The sequence below is a fragment of the Azospirillum sp. B510 genome (assembly GCF_000010725.1).
Classification (GTDB): domain Bacteria; phylum Pseudomonadota; class Alphaproteobacteria; order Azospirillales; family Azospirillaceae; genus Azospirillum; species Azospirillum lipoferum_B.
In genome coordinates, this window is record NC_013856.1 from 546,175 (window position 1) to 559,355 (window position 13,181).

General features: G+C 68.1%; 13 protein-coding genes. 3 read left to right on the forward strand and 10 right to left on the reverse strand.

Features of this window, described 5'->3' with window-relative positions; genetic code table 11:
- Nucleotides 1–58: 58 nt before the first annotated feature.
- On the reverse strand, nucleotides 59–1,582 hold the full coding sequence (gene ccoG, locus AZL_RS23805) for a cytochrome c oxidase accessory protein CcoG (RefSeq protein ID WP_012976997.1): 1,524 nt from the start codon (nucleotides 1,580–1,582) through the stop codon (nucleotides 59–61).
- A 328-nt stretch (nucleotides 1,583–1,910) separates the two neighbouring features.
- Between ccoG and AZL_RS23810 the strand changes: the two genes are divergently transcribed.
- Entirely contained in the window at nucleotides 1,911–2,267 is a 357-nt protein-coding gene (locus AZL_RS23810) for a DUF1289 domain-containing protein (protein WP_247894441.1), read from the forward strand.
- 25 nt (nucleotides 2,268–2,292) lie between these two features.
- Here AZL_RS23810 and AZL_RS23815 read toward each other — a convergent pair whose 3' ends face one another.
- Nucleotides 2,293–2,730 (reverse strand): Lrp/AsnC family transcriptional regulator, encoded by a 438-nt coding sequence (locus tag AZL_RS23815; RefSeq protein WP_042445456.1) that lies wholly within the window; start codon nucleotides 2,728–2,730, stop codon nucleotides 2,293–2,295.
- 145 nt (nucleotides 2,731–2,875) lie between these two features.
- Here AZL_RS23815 and rocF point away from each other — a divergent pair, with 145 nt between their 5' ends.
- The gene (rocF, locus tag AZL_RS23820) at nucleotides 2,876–3,826 is read left to right on the forward strand and encodes an arginase (RefSeq protein ID WP_012976999.1); all 951 of its coding nucleotides are present in this window, start codon (nucleotides 2,876–2,878) and stop codon (nucleotides 3,824–3,826) included.
- A gap of 19 nt (nucleotides 3,827–3,845) precedes the next feature.
- Nucleotides 3,846–4,910, forward strand: a complete 1,065-nt coding sequence (locus AZL_RS23825) for an ornithine cyclodeaminase (protein WP_012977000.1) — start codon at nucleotides 3,846–3,848, stop codon at nucleotides 4,908–4,910.
- 144 nt (nucleotides 4,911–5,054) lie between these two features.
- Here the strand turns inward: AZL_RS23825 and AZL_RS23830 are convergent, their stop codons facing one another.
- The 8 genes from AZL_RS23830 to AZL_RS23865 all read right to left on the reverse strand — a co-directional run bounded on the left by AZL_RS23830 (nucleotide 5,055) and on the right by AZL_RS23865 (nucleotide 13,074).
- Nucleotides 5,055–6,653 (reverse strand): Na+/H+ antiporter, encoded by a 1,599-nt coding sequence (locus AZL_RS23830; RefSeq protein ID WP_012977001.1) that lies wholly within the window; start codon nucleotides 6,651–6,653, stop codon nucleotides 5,055–5,057.
- 42 nt (nucleotides 6,654–6,695) lie between these two features.
- Nucleotides 6,696–7,397: a YoaK family protein gene (locus AZL_RS23835; RefSeq protein ID WP_012977002.1), complete on the reverse strand. Its 702-nt coding sequence runs from the start codon at nucleotides 7,395–7,397 to the stop codon at nucleotides 6,696–6,698.
- 14 nt (nucleotides 7,398–7,411) lie between these two features.
- On the reverse strand, nucleotides 7,412–7,852 hold the full coding sequence (locus tag AZL_RS23840) for a DoxX family protein (protein WP_042445166.1): 441 nt from the start codon (nucleotides 7,850–7,852) through the stop codon (nucleotides 7,412–7,414).
- 74 nt (nucleotides 7,853–7,926) lie between these two features.
- A complete protein-coding gene (locus AZL_RS23845; protein WP_148219602.1) occupies nucleotides 7,927–9,924 on the reverse strand; it encodes an amidohydrolase in 1,998 nt (665 codons plus the stop codon).
- Nucleotides 9,921–10,211 carry a XapX domain-containing protein gene (locus AZL_RS23850; protein WP_012977005.1) on the reverse strand — a complete coding sequence of 97 codons (291 nt, stop codon included), beginning with the start codon at nucleotides 10,209–10,211 and terminating at the stop codon, nucleotides 9,921–9,923. The genes AZL_RS23845 and AZL_RS23850 overlap by 4 nt, the downstream gene beginning before the upstream one ends.
- Nucleotides 10,212–10,303: 92 nt before the next feature.
- Nucleotides 10,304–10,990: a hydrolase gene (locus AZL_RS23855; protein ID WP_012977006.1), complete on the reverse strand. Its 687-nt coding sequence runs from the start codon at nucleotides 10,988–10,990 to the stop codon at nucleotides 10,304–10,306.
- Between the two features lie 160 nt (nucleotides 10,991–11,150).
- The gene (locus AZL_RS23860; RefSeq protein WP_012977007.1) at nucleotides 11,151–12,146 is read right to left on the reverse strand and encodes an alpha/beta fold hydrolase; all 996 of its coding nucleotides are present in this window, start codon (nucleotides 12,144–12,146) and stop codon (nucleotides 11,151–11,153) included.
- A 220-nt stretch (nucleotides 12,147–12,366) separates the two neighbouring features.
- The gene (locus tag AZL_RS23865; RefSeq protein ID WP_012977008.1) at nucleotides 12,367–13,074 is read right to left on the reverse strand and encodes an MlaA family lipoprotein; all 708 of its coding nucleotides are present in this window, start codon (nucleotides 13,072–13,074) and stop codon (nucleotides 12,367–12,369) included.
- Nucleotides 13,075–13,181 lie beyond the last annotated feature (107 nt).

A 13,181-nucleotide genomic window follows, 5' to 3' on the forward strand; every position in this document is an offset into this window, starting at 1 on the left:
CATATGCGCGTTCGCCGGCCGGTGCCGCAAGCGTCCAGCACGGCCATGCCCGGCGGCGTCACGGGGCGAGGAAGACGCTGTCATGCCGGGCCGGCTGGCCGGCTCCGGCGTCGGGGGCCAGCATGACGACCACCGGGGTGGAGGAGGCCGGCAGAGCCGTCCGCGGGACGCGGACCTGGATGCGGTAGGTCTCCACCGCGTTGGCGCGGGCGGACAGTGACAACGCCCCGCTCTCCGTCCCCTCGCCGGACAGGCTGAGGCTGGCCTGCGGCAGGCCGGCGATGGTGAGGCGATACTGCCGCTCGGTCAGCGACATGTTGGCGATCTTGATGGTGTAGGCGTTCTGGATGCGCCCGTCGCTGAGCGTCACGAACAGCGGCGCCCGGTCGCGCAGCACGGCGACGTCGTTGCTGGGCTTCAGCGCCAGCGCGATGGCCATCACCCCGCCGACCACCACCAGCATCAGCCCGTAGACGATGGTGCGCGGCCGGATCAGACGATAGCGGGGCGGTGGCGGGGCGGCCGTCGCCATTTGTGTGGCCGCCTGGGCTGTCGCGGCGGCCTTGGCCGCTTGGGCGGTCAAGGTGTCGAAGCGGATCAGGTCGCCCGGCCGGCCGATGCGCGCCATCACGTCGTTGCAGGCGTCCACGCACAGGCCGCAGCCGATGCATTCCATCTGGATGCCGTCGCGGATGTCGATGCCGGTCGGGCAGACCTGGACGCAGTGCCCGCAGTCGATGCAGTCGCCCAGCCCCTGGTGGGTGCGGGTGTCCCAGCCCTCGCTCTTGCGCAGCGGCGCGCGGCCCTCGCCCCGCCACTCCTGATAGGTGACGACCATGCTCTCCTCGTCCAGCATGGCGGCCTGGATGCGCGGCCAGGGGCAGACATAGAAGCACATCTGTTCGCGCATGAAGCCGGCCATCGCATAGGTGCAGGCGGCGACGAACAGCACCGACCCGGCGGCGAGCGCCGAGGCGTCGAAGCGCAGCAGGTCGATGGCCAGGGTCGGCGCGTCGGTCAGATAGGCGATGCCGAGGAAGCCGGTGACGATGGAAATCGCCAGCCACGCCCCATGTTTGACGGTCTTCTTCGCCAGCCAGCCGGCGGTCCAGGGATGCCGGTCGAGCCGGATGCGGTCGCCGCGGTCACCCTCCACCCGCCGTTCGACCCAGACGAACAGGTCGGTCCAAACCGTCTGCGGGCAGGTGAAGCCGCACCAGACCCGCCCGCCGATGGCGGTGGCCAGGAACAGCCCGATGGCGGCGATGATCATCACCCCGGTGATGTAATAGACATGCTGCGGCCACAACTGAAGAGCGAAGATGTAGAAGCGCTGGCCACTGAGATCGAACAGCACCGCCTGGTCGGGCAGGCCCGGTCCGCGATCCCAGCGCAGCCAGGGCAGCAGAGCGAACAGCGCCAGCAGGACCGCGCCCAGCAGCGACTTCACCCGTCGGAACCGTCCGCGCACCGCCTTGGGATGGATCTTGCGGTGGGGCGCATAGGCTGGTGGTGGAGCCGGGGGCGGGGGGGCCTCGGCATGGTCGGGGCGGCGGGTGATGACGGGAGCATCGCTGGGCATGGGTCACCTGGCAGGAGGGAGGCGGGCGGGCCGCTCCTCCATGTCCGGCAGGCGTATGGAGCGGCGGTCATCCGGCGATGAGGTTTGTATGGGATAAATGTATGGATTACGCAATCTGAATGTATGGCTTCCGGCGAGTAATCCGGCCCTGTGCGGCAGTTTGACGCAATAATGTACGGATTTCTCGGGTTAGGGAATACATACAATATGATGGGTTGCCGTTGGCTTCCGCCATTGTATGGAAGTGGGCTTGCGGTCGGCGGGTATTGCCGAGGCGGATTCGCGGTGCACATTGCCGTCGACAGGAAACGACGATGCGGCAAGGCACATGAGCGGAAAGTCGGGCAAGGGGCTGTCGGGTAAGGGAATGGCGGGCAAGGACAGCCGGAATCCCTGCATCGGCCTCTGCCGATTCGCAGCGAACGGCGCCTGCCTCGGCTGCCACCGCACCAAGGCGGAGGTGAAGGGGTGGAAGCGGCTGAGCGACGCGGCGAAGGCGGCGGTCAATCGGCGACTCCGCCAAACTTTGGCTCAGGAAAACGGGCAGGTCATCCAGAGCGAACAGGGGGAGGCGCCGCCGAAGCGGTTGCGCAAGCTCGACCGCAAGATCGGCAAGCTGGAAGCGAAACTTGCCCTTCTGCGCACCGAGCGCGACCGCATGGCGAGGCCCGGCCCGACCGGATAGGCGGAAACGGACGGTTGCGGGGGCCCTACAGCCGGGCGCGTGTGCTGCGTGGGGTGTTCAGCAGAAGGTTGGTCTCGCTGGTGGTGATGCCGGGGATCAGGCGGATGCGGCGCAGCACCCCGTCGAATTCCGGCAGGCTGGCGGCCGACAGCTCGACGATCAGATCCCAGCGCCCGTTTGTGCTGTGGATCTCCATGATCTCGGGGAAGCCGCTGAGCGTCCGCACGACGCGGTCGGTGGCCTGCCCCTCCACCTCGATCAGCATGATGCCGCGCACCGGCGCCTCCACCGTGTCGGCGCGCAGAATCACGGTGTAGCCGATGATGATGCCGGATCTTTCCAGCCGCTCCATTCGCGACCGCACCGTCGCCCGCGACACCCCCAGCTCGATGGCGAGGTCGGAGACGCTGCGCCGGCCGTCATGCCGCAGCAGGGTGATCAACCTCTCATCGAACTGGTCAATCGTCATCGGTCCCGGTCATCCGCCATTCCGGCAAGCCTTACTGTTCGATTTGATAAGCTGAATGGCCGCTTCTGTCAAATTGCCCTGTCCGTTCCGCCGCCATTCCATGGTCTTCTGTCGGTGGGAACAGGGAAGAGACCGAATGATGTCCTACCATAAGACCAAGACGAAGCAATGCCGGCTGGTCGGCGTGCCGGTGCAGGATGGCGCGGGGCGGCTTGGCTGCGAGATGGGGCCCAGCGCCTACCGCACCGCCGGCATCGCGCGGGCGCTGTCGGACCTCGGCCACGGCGTGACCGACCTCGGCAATATCACCCCGCTGCCGCAGCGGCCGATGGCGCATGGCAACGCCGCGCTGAAGTTCCTTCCGGAGGTGGCGGGCTGGACCGCCGCCCTGTCCAAGGTGGCCTATGAGGCGAGCGCCGGGCGGGACGCCATGCCGATCTTCCTGGGTGGCGACCACAGCCTTGCCGCCGGCACCCTGACCGGGCTGGCGCGGCGGGCCGCCGGGATGGGGCGCCCGCTGTTCGTGCTGTGGCTGGACGCCCATCCGGACTTCCACACGCTGGAAACGTCTGAGAGCGGCAATCTGCATGGCGTGCCGATGGCCTATGCCACCGGGCGCGCCGGTTTCGACGGCTATTTCCCACCGCCGCCGGGCCTGCTTGATCCCGCCAATGTCTGCATGATGGGCATCCGCAGCGTCGATCCGGCCGAGCGGCGGGCGCTGGAGACTTCGGGCATCGCCATCCATGACATGCGCAAGATCGACGAGCATGGCATCGTCGCCCTGCTGCGCCCGTTCCTGGAGCGGGTGGCGGCGGCGGACGGGCTGCTGCATGTCAGCCTGGATGTCGATTTCCTCGATCCCGGCATAGCACCCGGCGTCGGCACCACGGTTCCCGGCGGCGCCACCTTCCGCGAGGCGCATCTGGTCATGGAGATGCTGCACGACAGCGGTCTGGTCAGCAGCGTCGATCTGGTGGAACTGAACCCCTTCCTCGACGAACGCGGGCGGACCGCGATCTTGATGGTGGAACTGCTGGCGAGCCTGATGGGGCGCCGCGTTCTCGATTACCCGACCCGCAGCTTTTGAGCGACTGGAGCATTCGGCCATGATCCCGAACCTGAACCTCGTGCCCTTCGTCAGTGTCGATCATATGATGAAGCTGGTGCTGCACATCGGCGTGGAGCGCTTCCTGACCGAGCTTTCCGCTTATGTCGAGGAGGATTTCCGCCGCTGGGAGAGCTTCGACAAGACGCCGCGCGTGGCCTCCCACAGCGCCGACGGCGTGATCGAGCTGATGCCGACCAGCGATGGCCGCACCTATGGCTTCAAATATGTCAATGGCCATCCGAAGAACACGCGGGAGGGCCGGCAGACCGTCACCGCCTTCGGCGTGCTGGCCGATGTCGGCACCGGCTATCCGCTGCTGATGACGGAGATGACCATCCTGACGGCGCTGCGCACCGCCGCCACCTCGGCCGTCGCGGCGAAGCATCTGGCGCCGAAGGATGCCACCTGCATGGCGATCATCGGCAACGGGGCGCAGGCGGAATTCCAGGCGCTCGCCTTCAAGGCGCTGCTGGGCATAGCCAAGCTGCGGCTCTATGACATCGACCCGGCCGCCACCCGCAAATGCCTGCGCAACCTGCGCGGCCTGGGCTTCGAGATCACCGCCTGCGGCTCGACCGAGGAGGCGGTGGAGGGCGCGCAAATCATCACCACGGTCACCGCCGACAAGCAATACGCCACCATCCTGACCGACAACATGGTCGGCGCCGGTGTGCACATCAACGCGGTCGGTGGTGATTGCCCCGGCAAGACGGAGCTGCACCGCGACATCCTGCTGCGCTCCGACATCTTCGTCGAATATCCGCCGCAGACCCGGATCGAGGGTGAGATCCAGCAGTTGCCCGCCGATCACCCGGTGACGGAGCTTTGGAGGGTGATGACCGGTCAGGCGACCGGCCGGCGCGACGCGCGGCGGATCACGCTGTTCGATTCGGTGGGATTCGCGACGGAGGATTTCTCCGCCCTGCGCTATGTCCGCGACAAGGTGGCGGGCACGGGATTCTATGAGACTTTGGACATGCTGGCCGATCCGGACGAGCCGCGCGACCTGTTCGGCATGATCCTGCGGGCGGCGAAGCCGGCTCCGGTCGGCGCGATGGCTTGAAAATCGCCCTCTCTCGGGGCGGGAGAGGGGCTTATCCCAACGGCTTTTGATCCTGACAGGTCAGGATCAAAAGCTTCGGCGGCATGGGCCGCCGCCGCGCCAGTCGGCGCGGATACCAGCGGTCATTATCAATGACCGCTGGTATTATCCCTCGCCCTCCGCCAGCGCCTGCTCCGCGCTCAGCTCCTCCAAATCCAGCTCCGCCTCCAGCCGGTGGAGCACCGTGTCGTGGATGCGGCCGCCACGGTGCAGCCCCAGGATCTCGGCACGGGCGGCGCGGTTGGCGGCCAGTACCGCGGCGAAATGCTCGCGCCGGTCCTCCGCCAGCATGCCTTCGCTCTCGTGGAACCGCTCGGCCATGGTGGCGCGGTGGTTGTATTGTTCGAGCAGGCGGGGATGGCGCTGGCGCCCGTCCTCCGCGTGCGAGCGGCCGCGCACCGCCGCCAGCGCCGCGCGGGCCATGCGGATGCGGGCTTCCGATTCCGACAGGGTCGGCTGCCGTTCCAACGTGAAGCCGCCCAGCCGCATCATGCGGATCAGCGGGGCCAGCGTCGTCGCCTGCACCAGGATCGACACCAGGATCACCGCCCAGGTGGTCGCCAGGATGATGTCGCGGCCGGGGAACTCCGCCGGCACCGACAGGGCGACGGCGAGGCTGACCACGCCGCGGATCGCCGCCCAGCCCATGATCGTCGGCACCGCCACCGACGGGTAGGGATCGCGCCGCCGCAAGGCCGGAAACAGGAAGCGGGGCACATAGGTCGAGGGGAAGAGCCAGGCGAAGCGGGACAGCACCATCGCCAGGGTGACGGCGGCGATCATCGGCAAGAGGTCGGTCAGGCCGCCCCCGGCCGCCTCCAGCCGGCCCAGCACGCCGCGCAGCGACAGGCCGATGATGATGAAGACCATCGACTCCATCAGGAAGACCGCCACCGACCACACCGCGTTGGCATGGGTGCGGATCTGGGCGGTGAACAGGTCGTGCTGGCGCCGGCCCATCACCAGCCCGCAGCCGACGGTGGCGAGCACGCCCGACACCTCCAGCGCCTCGCCGCCGAGATAGCTGCCCCAGGCGGCGAGGAAGCCGCCGACGATGCTGAGCGGCACGTCGCGCAGACGGCCGAGAGCCAAGGCGGCGATGTGCCCGAACACCACCCCGGCGACCACCCCGCCGACGGCGAGCCACAGGAATTCCAGCGACGCGTGGCCGGCATTGAAGCTGCCGGTCATGCCGGCGGCGATGGCGATGCGGAACAGCACCAGCCCGGTGGCGTCGTTCACCAGGCTTTCGCCTTCCAGCAGGGTGACGATGCGCGGCGGCAGCGGCAGCCCCTTCAGCGCCGCCTTGGCCGCCACCGCGTCGGGCGGCGACAGGATGGCGCCGAGCGTGAAGCAGGCCGCCCAGGGCAGCGACGGCATCACCAGATGGGCGGCCACCCCGACCGCCAGCGTGGTGAAGGCGACCGCCCCCACGGCCAGTTGCAGGATGATGCGCAGGTTGGCGCGGAAGTCGCTCCACACCGTGAAATAGGCGCTGGCGAACAGCAGCGGCGGCAGGAACAGCAGCAGCGTCAGGTCGGGATCCGGCGTGATCTCCGGCAGGCCGGGAATGAGCGCGAGTGCTACGCCACCCACCACCAGAACGGCCGACGGCGGCATGCGCAGGCGCTTGGCCGCCAGCTCCAGCATGATGATCGCCGCCATCAGGCCAAGGACGAGTTCGAACTGACCGGATGGCGACATGCTGCGGGTCCGCTGTTCCGTTGATGGGCGGGAGAATGGATATCAGGCGGCTGTCTGCGTCGCCACGGCGGGATGCAGCGCGCTGGCGGCGGTGCCGACCAGCCCCAGCGCCCCGGCCAGCAGCAGCGGCGCCGCCAGCCCGCTGTTGCTGACCAGGGTGGCGCCGATGGCGGCGCCGACGAAGATCGCGACCACGCTGCCGACGCGGCGCCCCCAGTTGGTGTCGGCCCCGCCGGCCAGCCGCGAATCCGCCGCCAGCCCGGTCAGCGTCAGGGTCAGCACCGTGGTGGTCAGGTCGGGCACCTTCAACTGGCGGATCGTCGCGTTGCGGAAGCCCATCGCCAGCGCGGTCAGCAGGATGATGCCGTAGAAGCTGGCCGGCGAAACCCCGCCATCCTGGCGCAGCCACGCGAGCCCGGCGGCGGCCCACAGCAGCCCGGCCTCGATGGCGGCGGCGCTGAGCAGCCAGCGGCGCAGCGGGCGGCCGGCATGCGCCTTGCCGGTGCGCCCGGCGATCAGGGCGCCGACGAGAAAGGCGCAGATCGCCGTCAGATAGGGAGCGATGTCGAAACCCGGCCTGCCGGCGGCGGCGAAACCGAGAAAAACGATGTTGCCGGTCATGTTGGCGGTGAAGACCTTGTCCAACCCCAGCACGCTGGTGGCGTCAACCAGCCCGGTCGTCACCGACAGCAGCATCAGCAGCCAGGGCAGGGGAGCCGGGACGGGGGAGGCGGGCGGGGCCATCGGGCTTATCCTGTTCAGCGGCCGAGGCGGCGGCGCATCCGCGAGATGATCGCGGCCAGCGCGAAGCCGCCGACCAGCCCGATATGCTCGAAAAAGGCGTTGGTGGCCATGAAGCGCTCCGGTCCCGCCATCGTCCAGAAATCATTGGCGATCAGCGCCGCCAGAACGGTGAAGACGGCGAGCGCGCCGGCGCCGAGCCACAGCGCACGGTCCAGCAGGATCAAGAGCGGGCCGACCAGCTCGACCAGGATGGTCAGGGCCGCCCACAGGGCCGGCGGGGTCAGGCCGAAATGCGCCTGCTCGGCGACGGCGCCCGGCCAGTCGGTGAGCTTCACCAAACCGCCCAGCAGATAGGCCCCGACCAGCGCCAGCCGGGCCAGGAACCAGGTGCCGTCCCAATCGAGGATGCGGTCGACGATATGTTCCGCCGGGCGTTCGAGGTCGCGGATGGTCATGGCGAAGGTGTTCCGGTTTGGGGGGAAAGCCTCCCTCTCCCGGGGCGGGAGAGGGAATTTAATGGTGGGGTGCCTCACACCGCCCAGCAGCCGCAGCCGAGCGCGCCCCAGAAGGACTGCACGTCGGCGGCCGGGACGTCGGCGGCATAGGCGGCGGCATGGTCGTGGCCATGGACGCCGCAGCCGGTGGCGCAGCCGCAGGCCGAGGCCAGCGCCTGGCGCTGGTCACCGGCACCCCTGTCGGCCGACTTGTAATAGCCGCCGAATGTGCGCACCGGCGACCAGTCCGGCATCGGCTTGGGCAGCTGCGGCGCCAGCGGGCCGTAATCGCCATCGCCATGCACCACCGCCCCGCCGAGCATGGTCAGCACCGAGGTCAGATGGATGATGCGGTCCTCCGGCACCGAGAAGAAATCGTCCGACAGCACGGCGAGATCGGCGAGCTGGCCGGCCTTGATCTGGCCCTTCTTGCCCTGTTCGTTGGAGAACCAGGTGTTGGCCTCGGTCCAAAGCCGCAGCGCCGTCTCGCGGTCCAGCAGGTTGGCCCGCGGATAGAGGCCGAGGCCGCCCACCGTCCGGCCGGTCACCAGCCAGGACAGCGAGACCCAGGGGTTGTAGCTGGCGACGCGGGTGGCGTCGGTGCCGCCGCCGACCGGCAGGCCGGCCGCCATCATCCGGGCGATCGGCGGGGTCCGCTCCGCCGCCTTGGCGCCATAGCGCTCGACGAAATATTCGCCCTGATAGGCCATGCGGTGCTGGACGGCGATGCCCCCGCCGAGTGCGGCGATGCGGTCGATGTTGCGGTCGCTGATCGTCTCGGCATGGTCGAAGAACCAGTGCAGCCCGTCGAAGGGGATGTCGCGGTTGACCTTCTCGAACACGTCGAGCGCCCGGCTGATCGTCTGGTCATAGGTGGCGTGCAGGCGCCAGGGCCAGCGGTTCTCGGCCAGCAGGCGGATCACCGGCTCCAGGTCGCCTTCCATGTTCGGCGGCATGTCGGGGCGGGCGACGCGGAAATCCTCGAAATCGGCGGCGGAATAGACCAGCATCTCGCCGGCGCCGTTGTGGCGGTAGCTGTCGTCGCCGTCGCCCGGCTTCACCTTCGACGCCCAGCCGGCGAAGTCGGCCAGCTCCTCCTTCGGCTTCTGGGTGAACAGGTTGTAGCTGATGCGCAGGGTCAGCTCGCCGTCGGCATGCAGCTTTTCGATGATGGCGTAATCGTCGGGGTAATTCTGGAAACCGCCGCCGGCATCGATCACCCCGGTCACGCCCAGCCGGTTCATCTCGCGCATGAAATGGCGGGTGGAGTTCAGCTGGTAGTCGGGGGGCAGCTTCGGCCCCTTGGCCAGCGTCGCATAGAGGATGGTCGCATTCGGCTGGGCCAGCAGCAGGCCGGTCGGGTTGCCGGCGGCATCGCGCACGATCTCGCCGCCCGGCGGATTCGGCGTGTCCTTGCCGTAGCCGACGGCGCGCAAGGCCGCGGCGTTCAGCAGGGCGCGGTCATAGAGGTGCAGGATGAAGACCGGCGTGTCGGGGGCGGCGGCGTTGAGCTCCTCGATGGTCGGCAGGCGCTTCTCGGCGAACTGGTGCTCGGTGAAGCCGCCGACGACGCGGACCCATTGCGGTGCCGGGGTGATGGCCGCCTGTTGCTTCAGCATGGCCATGGCGTCGGCCAGGCTCGGCACGCCGTCCCAGCGCAGCTCCATGTTGTAATTGAGGCCGCCGCGGATGATGTGCATGTGGCTGTCGATCAGGCCGGGGATCACGCGGCGACCCTTGGCGTCGATCACCTTCGCCTGGGGGGCGGCGGCGCGCACCTCCGCCTCGGTGCCGACGGCGAGGAAGCGGCCGTCGCGGATGGCGATGGCGCTGGCCAGCGGATTGGCGCGGTCGAGCGTGGTGACCTTGGCGTTGACGAGGATCAGGTCACCAGTGGGGACGGTGTTCGGCATGGCGGCATTCCCGGGTCTGGACGCGAGGGTTGACAGCAGCGGCGATGCCGGCAGGGCGGTGGCGGCCAGTCCCGCCATCGCCTTCCGGCGGTCGAGTTCGGGAGGGACGGGAGAGGTCATGCCTTCTCGCCAATTCCGGTTTTGGCGGCTCCGTCCTTGGCGGCCGGCGGCGTCTCCACCCCGGCATGCGGCCCCAGCACATGGCGGGCGCAATCGCTCTGGATGAAGGCGAGCACCGGTTCGCCGGCGACCAGCCGCTTGACGACCGGCACCACCTGTTCGCCGACCAGCATGCCGAGCAGACCGATCAGGGCGATGGTCGGCGGCGCCGGGGAACGGACCCCGAGCAGCGCATAGATGACGCCGACCAGGATGCCGGCTCCGGCCGAAAGAAGATAGGGCATCATGAGGTCCGCTCTCCCGCTCTGGAAAGGGGGGCCGGCGCCTGGTCGGAACCGGGCGCCGGCCTGGGGGCACAGAGTTGGATCAGGCCGGAGGATCAGGCGTGCTCGTGCTTGACGGCGCCGACCACCTTGTGCGCGAACTCGCCGCGCTGCGGCGCCTTGTGGACCATGGTGTAGGCGTAGTCGACGCCCATGCCGTAGGCGCCGAAATGCTCGCGGACGATGTTCATCACGCCGTCATAGGTGCCGCGCTTGGCCCAGTCGCGCTGAAGCTCCAGCAGGACGTTGACCGAGGTGATGGAATGGGCGCCGGCCTGTTCCATCCGGCGGATGGCGGCGTCATGCGATTCCTGCGAGGTGCCGCCCGAGGCGTCGGTGACGATGTAGACCTCGAAGCCTTCCTCGATGGCGCACAGCGTCGGGAACAGCAGGCAGGCCTCGGTCCACAGCGCGGCGATGACCAGCTTCTTCTTGCCGGTCGCCTTGACGGCGGCCACCAGCTCCTCGGAGTCCCAGCTGTTCATCGAGGTGCGCTCGATCGGGTCCTGCTTCAGCACGTCCATCAGTTCCGGCCAGATGTAGCCGGAGAAGCTCTCGGTCTCCACCGCGGTCACGATGGTCGAGGCGCCGAACAGCTTGGCGGTCTTGGCCAGAGCCACCGTGTTGTTCTTCAACTGCTGGCGGTCGATGTTGACGACGCCGAAGGACATCTGCGGCTGATGGTCGATGAAGATGAAGACGGTGTCGTCGGCGTTGATGAGCGACTTGGCCTGGAAGGTCATGATCGTTTTCCTGTGATCTGCGTTGGTTTTGAAGGGGTTGGCTGCCGTTTTCGTCGGCGGCGCCGTCTGAGGAGACAATTGCACGGAGGAGGGTGGCGGGACAATCATGGCAATCAGAACATGATTGTTGCATTAATCGGCACAATGCCCCGCTCCCGGCTCACGCGCGGATGAAGGCCAGCAGTTCCTCGTTGATGAGGTCCTTCTGGGTGGTGCACATGCCGTGCGAGCCGCCGGGGATGACTTTGAGCGTGCCCTTCGGCAACATCGCCGCGGCGGCCTTGCCGGTGGTGGCGAGCGGGACGACCTGATCATCGTCGCCATGCAGCACCAGGGTCGGGACGATCATCTTCTTCAGGTCGTCGCGCTGGTCGGTCTCGGAGAAGGCCTTGATGCACTCGTACTCGGCCTGTAGACCGCCCATCATGCCCTGTAGCCAGAAGCTGTCGATGACACCCTGCGACACCTTGGCGCCCGGACGGTTGTAGCCATAGAAGGGGATCGTCAGATCCTTGAAGAACTGGGAGCGGTCGGCCTTCACGCTGGCGCGGATGCCGTCGAACACCTCCATCGGCACGCCGTCCGGATTCCAGGCGGTCTTCACCATGATCGGCGTGATGGCGCCGATCAGCACCGCTTTGGCGACGCGCGACACGCCGTGGCGGCCGATGTAGCGGGCGACCTCGCCGCCGCCGGTGGAATGGCCGACATGGACGGCGTTCTTCAGGTCCAGCGCCTCGGTGACGGCGGCCAGATCATCGGCGTAATGATCGAGATCATTGCCGAAGCCCGGCTGCGACGACCGGCCATGGCCGCGGCGGTCATGGGCGATGGTGCGGTAGCCGTGCTGGGCCAGGAACATCATCTGGTCTTCGAAGGCGTCGCCGGTCAGCGGCCAGCCATGGCTGAAGACCACCGGCTGGCCGGTCTGCGGACCCCACTGCTTGACATGGATCTGGACGCCGTCCTTGGTGGTGACGTGGCTGCCCTGGAGCATCGGTTTGGTTCCTTTGGTCTGGTCTGGGCGGGGGGCCGTCTTTTCGGCGGCGGCTGCGGGGCCGGCGGTGACGCCCAGCAGGCCGCTTCCGGCGACGGCGAGGGCGGCACCGCCGGACAGAACGGTCCGGCGCGACGGGTGGGAATCCTGGATGGTCATGCGAAATCCGTTCGGGGCAGGCCCGGGACCGGCAGGACCGGCGCCGGCAGTCTTGATGAACGGATGGTAAGGAATGGACGGGGAGGAGGATTGCCTCTTAGGAACGGCTTTTGCCGGTTCTGCGCATCGCGTTCTTCAGAACGCGGCGACTGCCCTCAAGGGGAGGCATGAACCGCGGCGGAGTCGTCCCAACCGCGCCGCCGCCTTGACGATGGGGAGGTTATGACGAGGATTGGGCGGCGGCGCAGCCGCCTTCGATGTACTGCCGGTAGTCCTCGCGCTGGACGGCATAGAGGTCTTCGCCCTCCAGCGGGACGTTGCGGGCATGGCGAAGCGCCGACGCCGATCCGCCAAGATCGATGACCAGGAAATCGACCGTCGCCAGCGTCGTCGAGATGAAGCTGAGCGCATAGACCTCGGCGGCGATGCCCGCGGTCAAGGCGACGGCCCCCACCGTGTTGGTCGGGCCGACGAGGGGCAGGACGAGGTAGGATCCGGGCGCCAGCCCGGTCTTGCACAGCGACACGCCGAAATTCGCCTCGCGGCGCTCCAGGCCGAGCGGCGTGGCGACATCGAAGAGGCCGCCGATGCCCAGCGTCGAATTGACCCCGAAGCGGGCCGCCGAGACCACAGCACCGTCCGCCTTTCCTTGCAGGCCGTTGTCGAGGATCATCTCGATCTCGGTCAGGTTGGCATAGGCGTTCGACAGGCCGGTCGCCACCGGGGCGGGCAGCCACGGCCCGACATGCTCGACGGTCGGGTTGATCACCCAGTCGACCAGACCCTTGTTGACGGCGAACATGGCCCGGTTGAAGGATTCATAGGGATCGCCGGGGGGATCGGTGACGGGATCGGCGGCCTGCCCGGCCACCGGGATGCAGCTCAGCGCCAGGGTCACGATCAGGCCCGCCGCATGTCTTGCCGCCATGTCGCCTTCCCCCTGCCGCCCGTCTCCGTCCGGATTTGCAGTATCCTGTTCCCTGCCTCCCGAGCCAAGGGCAAAAAATCCCGATCGGCGGCGTTGGCATGATGCCG